12 protein-coding genes are annotated in these 21513 nt (G+C 35.3%); 6 read left to right on the forward strand and 6 right to left on the reverse strand.

Going from position 1 to position 21513, the window contains the following annotated elements; translation table 11 throughout:
* Positions 1-249 precede the first annotated feature (249 nt).
* Positions 250-2043, reverse strand: a complete 1794-nt coding sequence (gene aspS / locus V4P55_RS02750; protein WP_455474907.1) for an aspartate--tRNA ligase — start codon at positions 2041-2043, stop codon at positions 250-252.
* Between the two features lie 120 nt (positions 2044-2163).
* Between aspS and rnd the strand changes: the two genes are divergently transcribed.
* Complete coding sequence (rnd, locus tag V4P55_RS02755; RefSeq protein ID WP_455475111.1) at positions 2164-3318, forward strand: ribonuclease D; 1155 nt, start codon at positions 2164-2166, stop codon at positions 3316-3318.
* Between the two features lie 254 nt (positions 3319-3572).
* On the opposite strand, the gene V4P55_RS02760 is transcribed toward rnd, so the two are convergent.
* Entirely contained in the window at positions 3573-5084 is a 1512-nt protein-coding gene (locus tag V4P55_RS02760; protein WP_455474908.1) for a Ppx/GppA family phosphatase, read from the reverse strand.
* Between the two features lie 6 nt (positions 5085-5090).
* Positions 5091-7271 (reverse strand): RNA degradosome polyphosphate kinase, encoded by a 2181-nt coding sequence (locus V4P55_RS02765; protein ID WP_455474909.1) that lies wholly within the window; start codon positions 7269-7271, stop codon positions 5091-5093.
* 270 nt (positions 7272-7541) lie between these two features.
* Here V4P55_RS02765 and V4P55_RS02770 point away from each other — a divergent pair, with 270 nt between their 5' ends.
* Both V4P55_RS02770 and V4P55_RS02775 read left to right on the forward strand, forming a co-directional pair.
* Positions 7542-7790, forward strand: coding sequence for a zinc-finger domain-containing protein (locus V4P55_RS02770; protein WP_455474910.1), 249 nt, complete (start codon positions 7542-7544; stop codon positions 7788-7790).
* 26 nt (positions 7791-7816) lie between these two features.
* Positions 7817-9058: an FAD-binding protein gene (locus tag V4P55_RS02775; protein WP_455474911.1), complete on the forward strand. Its 1242-nt coding sequence runs from the start codon at positions 7817-7819 to the stop codon at positions 9056-9058.
* A 222-nt stretch (positions 9059-9280) separates the two neighbouring features.
* Here V4P55_RS02775 and dnaE read toward each other — a convergent pair whose 3' ends face one another.
* Positions 9281-12769, reverse strand: coding sequence for a DNA polymerase III subunit alpha (gene dnaE, locus V4P55_RS02780; RefSeq protein ID WP_455474912.1), 3489 nt, complete (start codon positions 12767-12769; stop codon positions 9281-9283).
* Positions 12770-12986: 217 nt separating this feature from the next.
* Between dnaE and recG the strand changes: the two genes are divergently transcribed.
* The 3 genes from recG to V4P55_RS02795 all read left to right on the forward strand — a co-directional run bounded on the left by recG (position 12987) and on the right by V4P55_RS02795 (position 17345).
* On the forward strand, positions 12987-15095 hold the full coding sequence (gene recG, locus V4P55_RS02785; RefSeq protein WP_455474913.1) for an ATP-dependent DNA helicase RecG: 2109 nt from the start codon (positions 12987-12989) through the stop codon (positions 15093-15095).
* A gap of 495 nt (positions 15096-15590) precedes the next feature.
* Entirely contained in the window at positions 15591-16310 is a 720-nt protein-coding gene (locus tag V4P55_RS02790; protein ID WP_455474914.1) for a hypothetical protein, read from the forward strand.
* A 117-nt stretch (positions 16311-16427) separates the two neighbouring features.
* Positions 16428-17345 (forward strand): AEC family transporter, encoded by a 918-nt coding sequence (locus V4P55_RS02795; protein WP_455474915.1) that lies wholly within the window; start codon positions 16428-16430, stop codon positions 17343-17345.
* A gap of 811 nt (positions 17346-18156) precedes the next feature.
* On the opposite strand, the gene glmS is transcribed toward V4P55_RS02795, so the two are convergent.
* A complete protein-coding gene (gene glmS, locus V4P55_RS02800; RefSeq protein WP_455474916.1) occupies positions 18157-19980 on the reverse strand; it encodes a glutamine--fructose-6-phosphate transaminase (isomerizing) in 1824 nt (607 codons plus the stop codon).
* 179 nt (positions 19981-20159) lie between these two features.
* The gene (gene glmU / locus V4P55_RS02805; protein ID WP_455474917.1) at positions 20160-21509 is read right to left on the reverse strand and encodes a bifunctional UDP-N-acetylglucosamine diphosphorylase/glucosamine-1-phosphate N-acetyltransferase GlmU; all 1350 of its coding nucleotides are present in this window, start codon (positions 21507-21509) and stop codon (positions 20160-20162) included.
* Positions 21510-21513: the final 4 nt, after the last annotated feature.

A 21513-nucleotide genomic window follows, 5' to 3' on the forward strand; every position in this document is an offset into this window, starting at 1 on the left:
ATTTTGTTTATAAAGTTATAATAATATAAATAATTTTAAAATTATAAAATTTAAACTCAAAAAATAATATAATATTTATAAAAAATATATTATTTTTATAAATACTAATATATGCTCACTATTTTTACAATACTTGGAAATTAAAATCAGTACACAATTTAAACTTGTTATAAACAATATATCTACTGATATAATTTTAAGGCATTAATCGCATATAAAAATAACATTAATGCCTTAATATACATTATTTTATAAATTATTTTTTGGAGCAGGAGCAATTCGAACTCCTAAATCGTGCAATTGTGCTGCAGAAACATCAGATGGAGCACCCATCAAGAGATCAAATGCTTGCTGATTCATAGGAAATAAAGCAATTTCACGTAAATTTTTTACGCCCTGTAAAAGCATAACAATACGATCAACACCCGCTGCCATACCACCATGGGGTGGAGCTCCATAATGAAATGCACGATAAAGAGCACCAAAACGATCCTCTACCACTTCTTTAGAAAGACCAGCAAGTTCGAAAACCTTAAGCATCATTTCTGGAGAGTGATTACGAATTCCACCTGATGCAATTTCATAACCATTGCAAACAAGATCATATTGAAAAGCTTTAAGAGTAAGCGGATCTTGACAATCAAGCGCGTCTTTCCCTCCTTGGGGCATGGAAAAAGGATTATGTGCAAAATCAAGCTTTTTCTCCTCTTCATTCCATTCAAAAAATGGGAAATCAATAATCCACGCTAAAGAAAAACGCTCTCGATCAATAAGATTTAATTCTTCTCCTATTCGTGTGCGCGCTGAGCCTGCAAAAGGTAAAAACGACTTCGGATTTCCTGCAACAAAAAAACAAGCATCACCACTTTCAAGACCAAGTTGCATACGAATAGCATCAACCCTTTGTTCTCCAATATTTTTGGCAATAGGACCTGCTCCTTCAAATTTTCCGTCTTCTTCACGCCAAAAAATATAACCGAGCCCCGGTTGTCCTTCGCTTTGTGCCCATCCATTCATACGATCACAAAAAGCACGACTTCCACCCGTTTTAGCTGGAATGGCCCATACTTTTGCATTCTCATCATTTGCTAAAATCTGAGCAAAAACTTTAAAACCAGAACCATAAAAGTGTTGAGAAACATCCTCCATAATAATAGGATTACGCAAATCCGGTTTATCAGAACCATATTTTTGCATTGCTTCATCATAGGGAATACGAGGGAAGTTTTGTGTTACAGGCTTTCCATTTGCAAATTCCTCAAAAATAGAACGCATAATGGGTTCCATTGTCACAAAAACATCTTCTTGTTCAATGAAACTCATTTCAACATCTAATTGATAAAATTCACCTGGAAGACGATCTGCTCTTGGATCCTCATCTCTAAAACATGGTGCAATTTGAAAATAACGATCAAAACCGGACATCATCAATAATTGTTTATATTGCTGAGGTGCCTGTGGTAATGCATAAAATTTTCCCTGATGAATGCGGCTTGGGACCAAAAAGTCACGTGCCCCTTCGGGTGATGATGCTGTCAAAAGTGGCGTGGTAAATTCCGTAAAACCATTATTTTGCATATACCGCCTGATAGCAGAAATAATTTCAGTGCGACGCATGATATTTTTGTGCATAGTTTCTCGGCGTAAATCAAGAAAACGATACTTCAGCCGAATATCTTCTGGATAGTCAGGTTCTCCAAAAACAGGCAAAGGAAGCTCATCAGCTTTTGAAAGAATTTCTACCTTTTTCAAAAAAATCTCAATCTCGCCTGTTGGAAGCGTCTTATTAATAACTTCATCAGAACGTGCACGCACTTCTCCGTCTACACAAATGACCCATTCAGAACGTACTTTTTCGATCGTTTTAAAAGCTGGCGAAGTTGGATCAGCAACAATTTGTGTAATTCCAAAATGATCACGCAAATCTATAAAAAGGATTCCGCCATGATCACGAACACGGTGAACCCACCCTGAAAGACGCACTTGTATTCCTACATCGCATTTACGGAGAGCAGCGCAATTATGACTGCGATAACGGTGCATAGTTTTTACCTTTAATTATAATTTCACATGCGCTACAAACGCTTTTTCGCAGCCATTTGTCAAGATATGACAATAAAGATTAAAAAAAAATACAAAAAAAGATATTTCTGGATAGATAAAATCATGAAGCTTATTACACAAACAAAAGATCTTGAAATTGCTATTGCTGCGTTACGTACCTCTGATTTTGTAACCGTCGATACTGAATTTATTCGCGAAACAACCTTCTGGCCTCAACTATGCTTAATCCAGCTTGCATCACCAGATGTTACGGCTCTTATTGATCCTTTGTCAAAAGACATTGATTTAAAAATTTTTTTTGATTTAATGACAGATAAAAAAGTTGTCAAAGTCTTTCACTCTGCAAGACAAGATATCGAAATTATTTATCATCTTGGTGGTGTCATTCCCTATCCTCTTTTCGATACACAAGTAGCCGGAGCAATTTGTGGATTTGGTGATTCTATTGCCTATGATCAAATTGTACAACGCTGTACAGGACATCACCTTGATAAATCATCCCGTTTCACAGATTGGAGTGACCGCCCTCTTTCTAAAAAGCAACTGACTTATGCCCTTGCTGACGTAACTTATTTAAGAGATGTTTATCTTATATTAAAAAAGCAGCTAGAAGAAAACAAACGCACACACTGGATGGATGATGAAATAAAAATTCTATTAACGCCAGAAATTTATGATATACCAGAAGATGAAGCATGGAAAAAAGTAAAAGGAAAAGTTAGAAAACCTCGTGAGCTTGCCGTCTTACAAAAAATAGCTGCTTGGCGTGAACGTGAAGCTCGAAGACATAATATTCCCCGTCGCCATATCATAAAAGATGATTGTCTTATTGAAATTGCAATCCAACAGCCAAAAGACGAATCTGCACTCAAATGTTTACGCAATCTTAATAAAAACTGGGATAAGTTATCAATTACACAAACATTGATTGAAGCAATCCACGAAGGGTTAGCAGTTGATAATTCGGCTTTGCCCACTCTGCCTAAACATAATCCTATTAGCGATACGGCAACTGCGGCAATTGATCTTCTCAAAGTCTTACTAAAGCTTGTTGCTCATGAAAACGGTATTGCACCTAAAATCATTGCAACTTCCAGTGATTTAGAAAAGATTGTAAATAGTCGTACAAAGCAAAATGTTCCCGCTATGAACGGATGGCGCTATGAAATATTTGGTAAAAAAGCTGAACAAATGCTAAATGGAGAAATAGGATTGTGTTTTGATAACGGACAAGTAACCCCCAAGAAACTTTAACTTCAAACAATTCCAGTTATTTACATCTGAAAACTGGTATAATGAAAAAAATGATAAAAGAAATATTTTATTCAACATAAAATAAAAATTTAAAGAGAAAAATTTAATTTTCCATCTGCAAGATAAGAAAATTTTGTTTTGTTTGAAAAGTACAAAAAAATGGAAAAATTTAGAGTTTTTTCAATAATATTGAACATTTCAATAATGTTGAACATAATGTTATCTTAGATTTTTTCTTAAGATGTTGGAAAAAATCATGAACTTTCAAAAGCAAGAGGCGTGTTTATTATTTTTGATAATTGCTGCAACCGTTCAAGAGGGCGTTCACCTATTAAATCAACATAACGCACAGGGATGTGCAATATCACATGATCAGACTTTTTTTGCCACGATAAATTAGGTAAAATTCCTGCAACAGAAGCGCTAAAAAGATTAGCAATGCGCATAATCCCACCAAGGACACGTGCTTTCTTGATGACATTTTGAGTTGCTAATTGAAAAAAAGTTAACTCTTCTTCGTTCGCAAACAAACCTGTATTACGAAAAAAAACAACTAATGCAGCATAGATACGTCCTTCATGAGAAATTCCCGGATAAGATCCCAACGCGATTCGACTAGCAGCTTCATTCCCTCGATAATCTGGATGTATGCGCCAACCAATATCAGCAAGAAGACAAGCAGCTTCACGATAACGCCGTTCATTTTCAGTTTCTGAAATTCCAAAAGATTCAAACGCATTAGAAGTAAAATCAATGAGTTCTTCCGCTTGTTTTGGTGAGCGTGCCCGTAAAATCGCCATTTCTGCACATGCAGCAATTAAAGGATCTGAAGTACGAATTTTTTGTGGTAACCGTGTATAAAGAAAACCCTCACGAACTCCAGCACCAGAAAAAACTATTTTTTCAAACCGCATACACTGAATCAATTCAATGAGAACAATTGCTCCGTAAGACAAAAGCTGGCGGCGATTTTTTGAAATGGCCGAAATTCCTTGCATATCATCAATACTGCCATTAGCAACAAGCTGCAAAAAGCTTCCCATCTCAACTGCATCAACTTCATAACCATGCATAACAGGTAATGGATACTGTTTTGTCACCATATGGAGTTTTGCTAAATTACGCCAAGTTCCTCCTATTGCATAAAAACAACGAGCAACATCTTTATGTACAATGGATGAGTTATAAAGATGCTTCTGCACGATCTTTGTTGCCACAGCAATATTGTGATTTGATATATACTGCAACCACAACCCACCTAATGGTAAAGTTATCCCCTCACCCACATTAGAATCGCAAATATCAATAAGCTCTAAACTTCCACCCCCAAGATCACCAGAAAATCCATTCGGTTTATAAAAGGTAGAAATAACGCCATATGCTGAATAAGCAGCCTCTTCACTTCCCGAAAGAAGATCTATTTTATTTTGTAAAATATCTTCAGCACTTTTAATAAATGCTGACCCATTTTTAGCTTCTCGCGCTGCTGCTGTTGCTAAAGTATAAATTTCATCCGCTCCAATTTGTCGACAAATTGCACGAAATCGCTTTAATGTTAACAGGGCCATTTTGATTGAATTTTCTTCTAAAAATCCAGTTTTTGCAACACCTTGACCTAGATAACAAAAAATTTTTTCATTAAATAAAACCGTTGGCGAACGCACAAGCCCTTCATAAACGACAAGCCGAACAGAATTTGAACCAATATCAATCACAGCAACAGGCTTTAGCCCTTTTAGCCGACCTTGAGCATCTATATATGTCATTAGATTTCAGTCTTCATGAAATGTAATTTGCTGACGATGCAGCGCGATCAAATGTGAAATAGAAGACTTAAAAGATTTTTCCCACCCCGAAAAACCTGCATTAGTCATAAAATACTCCTGCGCATTAAAAAGACTTTTATCTCTTTTCGGTGTTATACGTCTTGATGTACCATCGTTTAGTATATCAAAACTTTGCTGATTATCAATAATATTAGCCAACATAATTTGTAAAAGGATTTGCTGTCGAACCGCTTTATTAAAAACTGGAACCAATATTTCAATACGATAATCAAGATTACGAGGCATCATATCAGCAGATCCAAAATAAATAAGCGCATTTTCATTCGGTAAATCTTCACCATTACCAAAACAAAAAATACGACTATGCTCAAGAAAACGCCCCACTATTGATTTTACGCGAATATTATCCGAAATCCCTAAAATACCAGGACGGAGACAGCATATACCACGTACAACCAGATCAATTTGTACACCAGCTTGACTGGCACAATATAATGAATCAATAATTTCAGGATCAACCAATGAATTAACTTTCATCCAAATAGCCGCACGCCGACCTTTCTGAGCATTGGTAATTTCTCTCTCTATATCTTTAAGAATACGATTACGCAATGTTAACGGTGAAAAAGCAATCTTCATTTCTTCATTTGGACGTTCATATTGAGCGATATATTTGAACAATAATGCAACATCATGACCAATATCATCATCAGTAGTAAAAAAAGAAAGATCAGTATAAACTTTAGCATTAACTGGATGATAATTACCAGTTCCAAGGTGAACATAAGGGCAAAGGCGGTTTTCTTCACGCCTTAACACAAGTGACATCTTAGCGTGTGTTTTTAATGCAATAAAACCAAAAACAACTTGAACACCTGCACGCTCCAGATCACGTGCCCAACGAATGTTAGCTTCTTCATCAAAGCGGGCTTTAAGTTCTACCAAAGCTGTTACTGATTTACCCCGTTCAGCAGCCTCAATTAAAGCACTAACAATTGGGCTATCATTCGATGTGCGATAAAGAGTTTGTTTAATTTCAAGAACATCAGGATCGCAAGCAGCTTGACGTAAAAACTGAACAACAACATCAAATGATTCATAAGGATGATGAAGCAGAATGTCTTTTTCACGGATGGCAGAAAAGCAATCACCATCATGTTCACGAATACATTCAGGAAAACGAGGATAATAAGGAACAAATTTTAAGTCATCATGCGGAACAGATGTAATTTCTGATATCATATTAAGCGCTAACAATCCGTTTAAAATACTGACATAATTTTCAGGAATAGCAAGTCCACTTATGATAAACTGTCTCAAATTTCTAGGCATTTTTGCATCAAATTCAATTCGAATAACCTGCCCCCGACGACGCCTTTTAAGAGCAGTTTCAAAAAAATGAACAAGATCCTCTGCCTCTTCCTCTATTTCAATATCGCTGTCACGAATAACCCTGAATATCCCAAAACCGCTAATTTCATCAGCAATAAATAAATGATGAATAAAAAGACTGACAACATCCTCCAATGCGATAAAGCGGAAATTATTACCTTTTTGAGGAAGTAAAATAAAACGTTTTAAAGTAGTGGGAATACGCAACAGCATGACCACAGGATATTGTTCACCACGCCGCAATAAATGAACTGCTATGGTAAGACCTAAGTTAGAAATAAAGGGAAAAGGATGAGAAGGATCAACAGACACAGGTGTTAATAGAGGGAAAATGGTATTATTGAAATATTCTTCAAGCCATATTTTTTCAGTCTTGGAAAGCTCATCACAATTTATAATTGCAATATGATTCTTTTTTAATTCATTGCGTAATGCACATAATTCCTGTTGTTGATGAGCTTGCAAATGAGCAACTTCAGCTAACACAAAATCCAATTGCTCCTGTGGTGTATGCCCATCCGCACTACATTCTATAATTCCAGCACGAACTTGAGCAACAATTCCTGCAACACGAACCATAAAAAATTCATCAAGATTAGTTGCCGAAATTGAGAGAAATCGCACGCGTTCTAATAACGGATATTTAGGATCCGCGGCTTGCATCAATACACGATTATTAAATTGCAACCATGAAAATTCTCGATTAACAAACCGTGCTGGATTCTGCATTGTTATATCCGGCACACAAATCTGATCTGTTATCTTCTGTTTCATATATCTTTGCTATTTTTCCTTTATAATTTAAAAACCTTTATAGTAAATATTATGTCCTGTTATCTTATCATGTCTTAGCGTAACAGCACATTAATAACCAGTCTTACTTCATGTTAATATGTGATATTTTTTAAAATTAGAAACTTTTCTGTTTGCTAGTTCTCTTAAAAAGCATCTTGCATTAAAATGATCTTTATTACAAACTAATAAAATTAAAGATGCAGAATCCAAATCATGGCTTATTGGGCAATTTATTCGGAGTTTTACACCATGGCTGATCACAACATACCCCATTTTCAAAATGACCTTGGATATAAAATAATTGAAATCGGCGTAAAAGAATTTATGTGTGTAGGAGCTACGCAACCATTTGATCATCCTCATATTTTTATTGATATGGGAGCAGCTGATGAAAAAATTTGCCCTTATTGCTCAACACTTTATCGGTATAGTTCCTCGCTAGCATATAATCAAACAAAACCAACAGGATGTCTTTACCATCCAAACAATCAACCATAACACGCTTTCATACTTTTTGATATGAAATGATCAATCAACAATCACCAGTAATTATCGGAGCGGGTATTGCGGGCTTGAGTTCAGCTTTAGCACTGGCCCAAAAGGGAATTGCAAGCACCCTCATCGAAAAATGTAAAGAATTTGATGTTGTAGGTGCGGGGATCCAACTTACTCCTAATGCAACACGTATCCTTGCTCGTTGGGGAATTCTTAAACAGCTCACCAACGTGGGAATAATACCGCATTTTCTTGAATTAAGAGATGGAATATCTTTAAAAACACATCTACGTGTCAATCTCATCAATTTGTCAGAACAAAATTGGAAAGCTCCTTATATTACAATTCATCGAGCTGATTTACAAAAAATTTTACATAACGCTGTTATTGAAAATCCCCTTATCCAATATATAACAGGTGAAACTGTAGTATCATTTAATCAAGACACAACTAGCAATATTGAGATAAAAACAATAAAAACAGATGCAAAAATTCAAACGCAACACAAATCTTACTCGACATCTTTGCTTATCGGATGTGATGGAGTTTGGTCAACATTACGACAATTGACCCCCTTTAATGAGAAAGCAGATTTTAGTGGCTTTATTGCTTGGCGTGCAACAACAAAATTGAAAAACTTTCCTCAAAATTACAGTTCTTTATTGCAAAATATGAAGACAATTATTGCTTGGATGGGACCCCAAAATCACCTTGTTGCCTATCCCATTCAATCATCAGAAAAAACTGTAAATTTTGTCGCCATTACTCATGGAAAAAATGTAAAAAAAGAATGGAATAATAAAGGGGAAACAGAAAAGCTTAAATCTCTTTTTAAAGGTTGGAATTCTCAAATTTTGCAAATTTTTGACTATATTGATGAATGGAGTTATTGGCCACTTTTCCAAATGAAACATGATCGTTTTTTAGGCTCGAAACGACAGGTATTTGTCGGTGATTGTGCACATGCAGCTTTGCCCTTTGCAGCACAAGGTGCTGCTATGGCAATAGAAGATGCTGCTACATTAGCAGAAGCACTTTCTTTTAAAGAGCTTTCACTCGATAAATCTCTCTCACTTTATGAAAAAGTGCGCCGCCCTCGCATTGTAGCAGTAAAAAAACGTGGGGATTTGAATAGAGCAATCTATCATGCAACTGGTCCCATAGCAATTGCGCGTAATTTTATAATGAAAATTCGTTCACCGGAAAGTATCATATCTGGTCTTGACTGGCTTTATATGCATGATGCTATGAACTTAAAAAAAATGAAATAAAAAAGCATGCGATAGTAATTTTATATACCCAATTACTTTGAATGTCCGTGACTTAAATAAACATTTTTTTTAATTTATTACATAAAAAAATATTGTAACTCATTAAAAATAAAAAGAAAACAATTATAAATTAATAATTTGATTCAAAACAAAAATATTCAATTCCAAATAAAGGCAAACACCATCCAAAATAAACCGTCATTCTGCCACATCATTATCTCTTTAAATCAACTCTACATTAACAACACCGGGAATTATTTCTATAGCACTTTTCATGCGTAAATTTATTTTGTATCGCTTGGGAAGCTCAACTTCAACTTCTTGGAACCTATCCTCCTGAATCAAGATAACCCTTACTATTCCGTTTCCATTCAAATCTAAATTTTCTTCAAGTTGTGAAAGAAGATCAACTGTTTTTATAAAGATGCGCATCATTTTATAATGCGTTGAGGCTTCTTTTTCTAAAGATATAACCTTATTAAGTTGCAAACGAACCCCTTCAGAACGATTTTCTGCATTCACAGTAACAATAAAAGATTCTCCAGGCTCTAGTATATCTTCATAAACTGAAAGCGCTTCGGAAAATATAACTGTTTCATATTGCCCACTTGTATCAGAAAACTGAATAATTCCTATTTTTTTGCCAGACTTTGTTTTACGGACTTGTTTTGCCACAACCGTTCCTGCAAGATTAATAGAAGTTTCTTCCCCATTGATTTCATTAGAAATATTAATCCAAGTCCGAATACGTTTTTTAACAAGAATGTCTTTATACTCATCTAGAGGATGGGCAGACAAATAAAAACCTATAGCTTGAAACTCACGATAAAGCTTCTCAGCAGGTAACCAAGGATCTGCTGGTGATAAATTCCAAGGATCTTTTAGCTCATCTGTTATTCCAAATATATCAGTCTGCCCGCTAAAATTGCTCTCAATAATACGAAGTGCATGTGCATGGAGCATTTCAATATTCTCAAATAACTTTTCACGAGGAATATTAAAGCAATCAAGAGCACCAGCGCAAATTAAACTTTCCATTGCGCGTTTATTAACAATACGAGGATCAATACGCTCACAAAAATCTTTTAAATCCTTAAAAGTTTTATTTCCACGACGAGCGACAATATGATCAACAACAGCCTCTCCCACACCTTTAATAGCAGCAAGAGAATAATAAATACAATTCTCTCCAACCTCAAAAACACTATGTGATGTTTGTACACAAGGTGCAATAACTTTAATCCCTAATCGTAATGCTTCACGCCGAAAATCATTTAGCTTATCCGTATTGGCCATATCATAAGTCATTGAAGCCGCTAAAAATTCAACGGGATAGTGTGCCTTCATATAAGCGGTTTGATAAGAAACAATTGCATAAGCAGCAGCATGCGATTTATTAAAACCGTAGTCTGCAAACTTTGCTAAAAGATCAAAAATAATATTAGCTTGATCCTTTTTTACACCACCAGCAATTGCCCCATTCACAAAGCGTGTGCGCTGTTTTTGCATTTCTTCATGGATTTTTTTACCCATAGCGCGACGCAATAAATCCGCTTCTCCAAGCGAATAGCCAGAAAGCACCTGAGCAATCTGCATCACTTGCTCTTGATATACAATAACACCTTGTGTTTCTTTAAGCAGATGATCTATTTTAGGATGAATAGAAGCAATTTCTTCTTCTCCATGTTTGCGTGCATTATATGTTGGAATATTTTCCATTGGACCAGGGCGATAAAGTGCAAGAAGCGCAATAATATCTTCAATACAATCTGGTTTCATCCCTATCAGTGCTTTACGCATACCAGCGCTTTCAACTTGGAATACTCCAATTGTCTCACCACGTGTCATCATGGCATACGTTGCTTCATCATCCAATGGAATACACGATAAATCTATTTTGATTCCTTTTCGTGCAACAAAATCTACTGCCATTTTTAAAACAGTAAGCGTCTTCAATCCAAGAAAATCAAACTTGACCAGCCCGGCCTGTTCAACATATTTCATGTTAAATTGCGTAACAGGCATATCAGAGCGAGCATCACGATACATAGGAATGAGCTCTGACAGCGGACGGTCTCCTATAACAATCCCTGCTGCATGAGTTGACGCATGACGATAAAGCCCTTCTAACTGAAGTGCTATATCTAATGTTCGTCCAATAACAGGATCCTTTTTCTTCTCTTCTTCAAATTTTGGTTCATCTTTGATAGCATCAGCTAGTTCGACTTGTATCCCAGGTGTAGCAGGAACCAATTTTGTAAGATAATCTACTTGACGGTAAGGCACTTCTAAAACACGCCCGACATCACGCAAAACCGCACGTGCCTGTAATTTACCAAATGTAATAATTTGCGCCACTTGATCGCGACCATATTTTTCTTGAACATAACGTATAACTTCTTCACGCCGCTCCTGACAAAAGTCGATATCAAAATCTGGCATGGAAACACGATCTGGATTAAGAAAGCGCTCAAAGAGAAGTGAAAAACGCAATGGATCAATATCGGTGATAGTCAACGCATAAGCCACAAGCGAACCAGCACCAGAACCACGACCTGGACCAACGGGAATGCCGTGGCTTTTCGCCCATTTTATAAAGTCTGAAACAATAAGAAAGTAACCAGAAAATTGCATACGCGTAATAACTGAAATTTCATAATCAAGCCGTTGTTCGTAATCTGCAATCGTATATCCTTCAGCTAATCCTATTGTTTCAAGCCGCATTTTTAAACCAGATTTAGCCTGATTTAATAACTCACTATCCTCTTCTTCTAAAGTAAAATTTGAATTGGCAGTCTGTTCTATAAAACGAGGCAAAATTGGTTTTCGTATGGGGGTAGAAACATGACAACGTAATGCAATTTCAACACTGTTTTCCAAAGCTTCTGGAAGATCAGAAAAAAGTGCAACCATTTCATCTTGTGATTTTAAATAATGATCTGGCGTTACACGTTTTCGATCTGGATTAGAGACAATTTGTCCTTCTGCAACTGCCATCAACGCATCATGAGCTTCATATCCTTCTTTATTAAGAAAAAAAGCTTCATTTGTTGCAACAAGAGGAATTTCATGTGCGTAAGCCAACTCAATAAGCACGGCTTCTGTTTTTCTATCATAAGAACCATATCGTTGTAATTCTACATAGAGACGATCACCAAAGACATTTTTTAAATAAACTAAACACTCAACCGCACGTTCTTTTTTACCCTCTTCCAAAAAAGAATTAATCGGTCCCCCTCTACCACCGGTCAACGCAATTATCCCTTCGCTATGCGATAATAACCAATCGGCTTTGATGTGAGGAGGATCAGTATCGCTCTTATCAAGATAAGCACGACTAACAAGACGAACTAAATGGGCATAACCAATTTCGCTAGCCGCAAATAAAACAATAGAGCAAAAATCAGAAGAATCACGCCCTTTAATCGAACGCAACCCCTCATTATCATTGCTAAAATCAATTGCAAGCTGACAACCTATAATAGGTTGAATACCATGAGAAATACAGTATTGAGAAAATTCTAAAGCACCAAATAAATTATTTGTATCCGTAATAGCAACTGCCGGAGCATGATCAGAAATTACACTTTGAATAATTTGTGGGATTTTTAAAGCCCCTTCAAGCAATGAATATGCTGAATGAACCCTCAAATGGATAAAGCGAGGAAGAGTACTTTTATCATATTCTATTGTATTTTCTAATTCTCTCACAATTTCTCACTAAAAAATAAATGCCGAATAATAATTTTTATCTGCCTTGTAGTAAACAGATGCTTTAACTCATCATACTCAATCTACCAATTTAGTTCTTTTACATATCTAAAAGACAATTTTAGTTTCTTTATATTCCATATTAGACTTTCATAAAGAAGTTCTTATAATTATAATAAATAAACTCACAAAAATAAAAAAAGCAGGCTAAATTTTTATGTATTCAAATCTTGTTAGTCCTCTTTTTTCTTCTCTTCGTACTCTTCCAGGAATTAATCTGAAAATCTGTGCTTTACTAGCCAAAGTCTTAAACATTAATCTTACACAACGTGAACCCACCATTCTCGATCTTATTCAATTAATGCCCCACTCTGTTATAGATCGTAGAATATGCCCCAGCATTGCTTGTGCACAAGAAGGAACTACTGTTACTCTTGAAATTATTATTGATCAACATCAACCGCCACCACTTGGACATAACAAATCCCCTTATCGTATCGTCGCACACGATAAAACAGGAAAAATCAATTTAATATTTTTTCATGCACAACGTTCTTGGTTAAAAAAACAACTCCCAGAAGGAAAAAAAGTTATCGTATCAGGTAAAGCTGAACGATTTTATGGACAATTTTCAATGGTGCATCCCGATTATATTGTATTGAGCGAAAAATTTAATCAGATGCCACTCATTGAGCCTATTTACCCTTCTACAGCTGGACTATCAGCAAAAGTATTGAGACGTGGAATAAGAAATGCCATTGAATGTGTTCCTCTTTTACCAGAATGGATAGAGGAAAGTGTTAAAAAACAGCATAATTTTCCTTCTTTTTCTGTTGCATTACGCCGTATCCACACCCCTATAGATCCTAATGATTTAGATTTAGAAAGTGCAGCACGCAGACGTCTTGCTTACGATGAATTGCTAGCTTGTCAACTCGCTCTCGGTCTTGTGCGATTAAAAACAAAATCTCTTGCAGGGATTTCTCGCCCATCAACAGGAATTTATACTAAAAAATTGCTAAAAACTTTACCTTTTCAACTTACGAATGGACAAAAAAAAGCAGTAGAAGATATTGCACGTGATCTCGCTTCACCAGAACCCATGTTAAGACTTCTACAAGGTGATGTAGGAGCAGGAAAAACCATAGTGGCATTAATGGCAATAGCACAAGTTGCTGAAAGTTCAGGACAATCAGCTTTAATGGCACCAACGGAAGTTCTTGCTCGGCAACATTTTACCACAATTGCACCTCTTGCCGAAAAGATTGGACTAAAAACAATACTTTTAACAGGGCGAGAAAAAGGAAAGTTACGTAACCAGATTCTAAAAGATATCTTATCAGGACAAATCTCTATTATCATCGGAACCCATGCTCTCATCCAAAATAATGTCGCTTATAATAATCTTGCTTTAGCCATTATCGATGAGCAACATCGTTTTGGTGTACATCAACGTCTTGCTCTTACAGCAAAGGGAAATAAAACTGATATGTTGGTAATGACGGCCACTCCTATTCCGCGCACATTAGTTTTGACAGCTTTTGGTGACATGGATGTTTCTAAAGTTGTAGAAAAACCAATTGGTCGACAACCAATTACTACAGCAATGCTTTCTCTAAAACGTATTAATGAGCTGATCGAACGAATTGCGGTTGCATTGAAAAAAGAAGAAAAACTCTACTGGATATGTCCTTTGGTAGAAGAATCTACAGCTCTTGAACTTACTTCAATTGAAAGCCGTTTTGCATTTCTCCGTGAACGATTTGGAGCATGTGTTGGTATGATACATGGAAAAATGTCTACGGATGAAAAAGAAGCTGCTATGAAGTCTTTTAAATGTGGCAACACAAGTATTTTAGTTGCAACAACAGTCATTGAAGTAGGGGTGGATATCCCAGATGCTTCGATCATTATTATCGAACACGCAGAACATTTTGGACTTTCACAACTGCATCAATTGCGAGGACGTGTTGGGCGAGGAGAAAAAAAATCTTCTTGTGTTCTCTTATATAAAGATCCGCTAACAAAAATGGCCGCAATGCGCCTTAACATTATACGCAATACAGAGGATGGCTTTAAAATTGCTGAAGAAGATTGGCGTTTACGAGGAGAAGGAGAGATTTTAGGAACTCGACAATCTGGTATACCTGCATTTCGTATAGCAAACCTGGCAACGCATAATGATCTTTTATTAATAGCACAAAAAGATGCCCACCTATTTTTGCAACGTGATGCCGCTTTTTCTTCAGAACGAGGAAAAGCTTTACGCATACTGCTTAATCTTTTCGGACGTGATGATGCCACTCGACTGTTACGTGCAGGATAATGTAAAAAAGCATCTTTGATAAATATTTTGCATATTTTTAATGCTAATATTTTTTATTTACGTATTTCCTTAATCTCTTCCAAAGCTTTAAAAACACAAACTCATTTTTACTCAACCGTAATTTAATTTTCCAAATTACGGAATTTATTAATATTTGTTCTTAGTAAAATAGATCAATAATAATTAATAAATAAAATATAAATACAATAATACCTAAAAATAAAACTAATGATATATTTATTAAATTTTAATAAATAATAAATTATTACTATCATAAACTATGTTTAATTAGTAAAAAAGCAGGAATAAATTCGTGGTTTGTCAAAATACTTTTTATTTTAGTGATAAAGAAAAAAACATTATTCAAAGCATTAAATAAAATCGAGTATGATCCAGAAGGCGGTGATGAGTATATACATAGCTTAAAAATAGCAATGATAAACCATTTGTCAAAAAGAATAATGTTGGAATTAAATAAACAAAAAGCATCTATAGATGCCTAAACCCTATATTATCATAAAAAATTCACCAACAAATAAAAAAATATTTTTTTCTCCTGATCCCGACATTTACACACCATCTGCAAAATCAGGTAATGTAAGTGAAAACTTTTTAACAGGAATAGCATCTTTAATCGGAGAGCCATATTCTATTCAATTTGAGGGGAAGGAATTAGTTAATAACTTAATACCTAAGCTAAAATCGAAAAGTCAATACACAGGCATAGGTTTCGATGTAGAACTTGATTTCCACATTGAAAATGCCGCATTAAAACATTTTTCAAAAACAAATGTATCTCCTACGGGATTATTATTATTTGGCATAAGACAAGATCCAAAAGGCCCACTGACGAAAATATCAGACTCCAGAATATCTATCAAAGAGCTTTCTCAAGAAGATATTAATACATTATCAAGCAAATTTTACAATATAAAACTTCCTTACAGATGGAGGATTTCAAATAGTCCAGAATATGAAGAAACCCCTTTGGTTCCTATAATATCTAAAGATCACGAATACCCTGATATTAGTGCTGTTTTTTATCCTGGAATGATAAAATCATCATCAACTAAAGCAGAAAAAGCACTAAAAAATTTTTACAAATTAATTAAAAAAAATTCCATAGCTATAGATATTAGTCCTGGAGATCTATCTAGTTTATATAGACAACAAATTTTCATTACACTCAAGAGACAAATTTCAACCAAAATTTGATAAAAAAAATACACCTCTGCGATGGGTGCAACGAATATTTATCTCTGAAAGGCTATGGAAACACAGGAATCTTAAAAGAGTTAAAAGCTGTATTTTCACTATAAAAGAGACTCATCTATGATCAATACCTTCTTCGCCATACTACCAATTTTTTTATTAATCGTAATAGGCTATCTCTCTAAAATTTACATAAAAGACATATCTATCTTTTGGTCAAGGTCAGATAAATTTGTGTATTATGTTTTTTTTCCAGCATTACTAATACTTGACATCAGCGAAGCTAATTTTAGCAGTGATAATAACATTTACCCAATAATTTCGACTATAACTTCAACATTATTAGTATCCGCAATAATTTTTTTAATGAAAGGTTTAATAGGTAAAACACCAGAATTATTGACTTCAATATTTCAAGGTGGAGTTCGCTATAACTCATATGTTTTTATTGCTTTATCTCAATCTCTATTTGGAAATAAGGGAGTAGCTTTATCTGGTTTTTTTGTTGCGTATATGATTATTATAACGAATATAATAAGTGTTTTGGTAATGAATCACTACGGAACAGGAAATAAGAAAAGTATAAAAGGAGCATTAATAGCACTCACTAAAAATCCATTGATAATAGGAGCAATAGCTGGTGTCATAATGAATATATTTCATATTCATATTATTGAACCAGTAAAACAACTATTATCTTACCTATCAGGTGCTGCTACACCGCTAAGTCTTATGTCAGTAGGAGCAGGATTGATTATATCTATGCAAGTTCATAAAATGGTTTCTATTTTGTGGGCCACCACTTTAAAATTACTTATTATGCCAATAATTACAATTATAATTCTTAAAGCAACAGACACTTCTGGAGTTGCTGCATGCATTGCAATCTTATATTCTTCAGTACCTTGTGCAGGTAATGCATATATACTTTCCCGACAAATGGGTGGAGACTATGAAGTTATGGCATCTATAATTACATGGACTACATTATTCTCAATTATAACAATAACATTAATAATGGGATCATTCATTCCATAAAATCACCATAAATAAGCACACTCATCTAGAATAATTCAAAAATCAGAATCTCGCTTAAAACTATATCCACATTATATGGGTAAAGTCAGGAAGCAGTCATCGACAATTTACCAAACTCGCTTGTATTGCCACAAACAAAAAAAAACAATTATAGTAATTGGAAATAAAGAAAACCTATCAAATAAGTCTAAGCACTATTCCAAGCTTATATACAGGAAGCAATACTGGACGCGCATTTAGAATGAGAGGTTTTGTAAACCCAATTAAAATTTTAGGAGCACCTTATCAGGAATTATCATAAATATATTCTCTACAGAACAACCACTTTAATACTAAGAGTTGCAGTCGAGATTGCGTTCCTATCTTTTGCAAAAATAAAAACAAAAGAACGCCATATAAAGCTTCTAACTAAATCAATTTTTCTGCTATCAATGCTCTAATCAACAATAAGGTCGAAAGAATTATAGTTATGGTCTCTACCATAGCAAATTTATTCTCACCCAACTTTAATGTATATAACTCCTATATTATATATTAATTGTAAAAAAGTATGATTATACCGCATGATAAATAAGTATATCATAGGTAATTTTGGCATAGACATATTTTAAAGTTATATTATTTTTTTCAAAAAATTTAAATAACACGTTAGGAATTAGAGCCATAACTATTTTTAAATATAATTACTGTGGCATAAATTCGTTACTGATACTGGTATTAGTAATGTGCATTCATTAGATACCGGATAGTTCTATTACCTCGTTTAACCTTTATTATCATCCCGCAATCATCAAAAGCATAAATAATTTTTTTACTCAACCGTCACTGATTTTGCTAAATTACGAGGTTGATCAACATCTGTTCCTAATAAAACCGCTGTATGGTAAGCGATTAACTGAATAGGCAAAGCATAAATAATAGGCGCGATAAACTCTGGAATATCTGGCAAAATAACAGTTGATAAAGTATCAAGACGGACTGCTTCTGCCCCTTTTTTATCGGTAATAAAAATAATACGACCATTGCGTGCTGCAACTTCTTGCATATTAGACATGGTCTTTTCAAACCATCTATCATAAGGCGCCACAACAATAACAGGTATTGTCTCATCCACTAGCGCAATCGGCCCATGTTTTAACTCACCAGCTGCATAACCTTCAGCATGAATGTAAGAAAGCTCTTTCAATTTAAGCGCACCTTCCAAAGCAATTGGATAAGAAGTACCGCGCCCGAGATAAAGCACACCTTTTGCATTTATTAAATTACGACAAAGTTGCTCAATTTTATTATCCAATTTTAGAACTTCATTCAAAATTCTTGGAATTTCTGCTAGTTGCTGAACAAACCGGTGTTCTTCTTTCTCTGAAAGATATCCACGCTGCTTAGCAGCACCCAGTGCTATTGCAGCAAGTGTTGCCAACTGACAGGTAAAAGCTTTTGTTGAAGCAACACCAATCTCTGGTCCAGCTAATGTTGGTAAAACAAAGTCAGCTTCTCTTGCCATTGTTGACTGCTCAACATTTACAATTGTCGCTGTTTGTACACCATGTTCACGACAATAGCGTAAAGATGCCAACGTATCAGCTGTTTCACCAGACTGAGAAACGAACATCGACAACATATCAGAAGTTATAGGAGGCTCACGATAACGAAATTCCGAAGCAACATCATTATCGACACTTAAAGCAGCAAAACGCTCAAACCAGTAACGTGCAACTAAGGTTGAATAGTAAGCCGTTCCACAACTTGCAAAAAGTATTCGGTTAATTTTTTTCCAATCAATGAAATTTTTAAGTGAGCGAACCGTATAGTTTCCAAAGTCAAGATAATGCGCTAAATTATGAGAAATAACTTCAGGCTGTTCAAACATCTCCTTATGCATAAAATGACGATGATTTCCCTTAGAAACCAGTAAATTTTTTTCAAATAATGTTACAATAGGACGTTCTACAGGCTGATTTTTTGCGTCGTAAACTGTTACCCCTTCCTGTGTAAAAACTGCCAAGTCTCCCTCTTCCATATAGCTAATACGATCTACAAATGGTGCTAAAGCTACTACATCTGATCCGACAAAAAACTCACCCTCTCCGTAACCAATCGCTAATGGCGGACCAGAACGAGCAGCAATCATAAGATTATCATCACCTTCAAAAATAAGTGCGATAGAGAAAGCCCCCTGCAAGCTTTTCCAACTTGCCGATATTGCTTCTTGTGGAGAAAGACCATTTTTTAATGCACGCGTAATTAAATGAGCAATAACCTCTGTATCGGTTTCTGTCTCAAAGATATAACCATCTTCAATCAGTTCTTGTCGCAATTCTACAAAATTTTCAATAATGCCATTGTGAACAATCGCAAGCCGTTCTGTCATATGGGGATGAGCATTCCGTTCCACAGCAACACCATGGGTAGCCCAACGCGTATGACCAATCCCTAAATTTCCCTTTAAAGGGTTTTTTTTTAATTTTTCTTCTAAGTTAACAAGCTTTCCTTCGGCTCTTATACGATGAAGACACCCATTGTGTACAGTAGCAATTCCAGATGAATCATATCCTCTATATTCAAGACGCCTTAAACCAGAAACCAAAGAAGAAACAACGCATCTCTTTCCAAGAATCCCAATAATTCCACACATTTAAAAGCTCCAACCCACGTTTTAGATTTATATAACTCCGTAAAAAATTTAACTGCCTCCATTCAAAATTTTGAGTAATCTCATAAATCAAATATGCTACAGCACAGCGATATTTTAAAATAAGCTTCTTAAACGATTACTAAATCACGACAAAATAAAGAAAACAAATTTAGAAACGATCATTTTTCCAGTTTATCCTTTGATAAACGAGCACGCAATTTTTTTGCATAATCCTCTTTTATCACTTGTCGTGCACGCCCCAAAGCTAAACTATTCATAGGGACATCTTCTGTAATAATACTGCCAGAAGCAATATAAGAACCGTTCTCTATAATGATTGGAGAAACAAGTGCTGAATGAGATCCTATAAAGGCGTCATCACCAATTACAGTGTTGTGCTTATGAAAGCCATCATAATTACAAGTAATTGTACCAGCTCCAATATTGGTACGTGCACCAATTTTTGCATCGCCAATATAACTTAAATGATTAACCTTTGAGGATTCTCCTATTTTAGCTTTTTTTATTTCACAAAAGTTTCCAATCTTTACTGACCTTGCCAATTCTGTTCCAGATCGCAGACGTGCATAAGGACCAATCTGTGCATCTTGCCCAATAATAGCACCTTCTAAGTAACTAAATGCACGGATCACTGCTCCAGATCGTACTTTCACACCCGGACCAAAATAAACATGTGGCTCGATCACTACCCCCGGCTCAATTTCTGTATCATAAGAAAAATAAATACTTTCTGGTTTAAGTATTGTAACACCAGATAACATTAAATCATGTGCTTTCCGTTTTTGCCATAAAGAATCAGCCTTACAAAGCTCAAAGCAGTTATTGATTCCTACAATATTATCAAAAGGAACTTCAACGATTCGAACATCTAATCCTTCACGTGATGCAATAGAAACAATATCTGTTAAATAATATTCCTTCTTCAAATTATTATTATCAATCTTGCTTAAAAGAGAAATTGCATGTTTCCCATTAATAGCGAGTATTCCGCCATTACAAAAAGAAATTTTTTTTTCTTCGTCATTTGCGTCTTTTTCTTCTACAATTGCAACCAACCTGCCATTTTTTTCAACTAGACGTCCATATCCCGTTGGATTTTCTGTATAAAAACCAGAAACCACGATATCTGCCCCATCAGCAAGTTGGGCACGTATTTGTAACAATGATGCTTGCTCAATCAGAGGCGTATCTCCAAAAACAACGAGGACATCATCTACCTTCTTTTGCAATGCAGTACGAGCAGCTAAAACAGCATGAGCTGTCCCTAGACGTTCTTTCTGTTCAAAAATCATTGCATTCTCTGAAAAGGATTGAACTACTCCCATAACATCTGTTGCACCACAACCTACAATTACTGCCAATTGTGAAGAATTTATCAATTCTATTTGTTTTATAACGTGGCATATAAGTGGTAATCCAGCAATTTTATGAAGCACCTTAGGAATAGGTGACTTCATACGCGTTCCCTCACCTGCTGCAAGAATAATAGAAAGACAATTTCTAGCCATAAAA

The organism is Bartonella sp. B30(2025) (assembly GCF_053793825.1).

Coding starts and splice junctions, on each gene's coding strand:
- aspS (WP_455474907.1), bottom strand. CDS start 2,043: ATGCACCGTTATCGCAGTCATAATTGCGCTGCTCTCCGTAAATGCGAT.
- V4P55_RS02760 (WP_455474908.1), bottom strand. CDS start 5,084: ATGACATATATAGATGCTCAAGGTCGGCTAAAAGGGCTAAAGCCTGTT.
- V4P55_RS02765 (WP_455474909.1), bottom strand. CDS start 7,271: ATGAAACAGAAGATAACAGATCAGATTTGTGTGCCGGATATAACAATG.
- V4P55_RS02770 (WP_455474910.1), top strand. CDS start 7,542: ATGGCTGATCACAACATACCCCATTTTCAAAATGACCTTGGATATAAA.
- V4P55_RS02775 (WP_455474911.1), top strand. CDS start 7,817: ATGATCAATCAACAATCACCAGTAATTATCGGAGCGGGTATTGCGGGC.
- recG (WP_455474913.1), top strand. CDS start 12,987: ATGTATTCAAATCTTGTTAGTCCTCTTTTTTCTTCTCTTCGTACTCTT.
- V4P55_RS02790 (WP_455474914.1), top strand. CDS start 15,591: ATGCCTAAACCCTATATTATCATAAAAAATTCACCAACAAATAAAAAA.
- V4P55_RS02795 (WP_455474915.1), top strand. CDS start 16,428: ATGATCAATACCTTCTTCGCCATACTACCAATTTTTTTATTAATCGTA.
- glmS (WP_455474916.1), bottom strand. CDS start 19,980: ATGTGTGGAATTATTGGGATTCTTGGAAAGAGATGCGTTGTTTCTTCT.
- glmU (WP_455474917.1), bottom strand. CDS start 21,509: ATGGCTAGAAATTGTCTTTCTATTATTCTTGCAGCAGGTGAGGGAACG.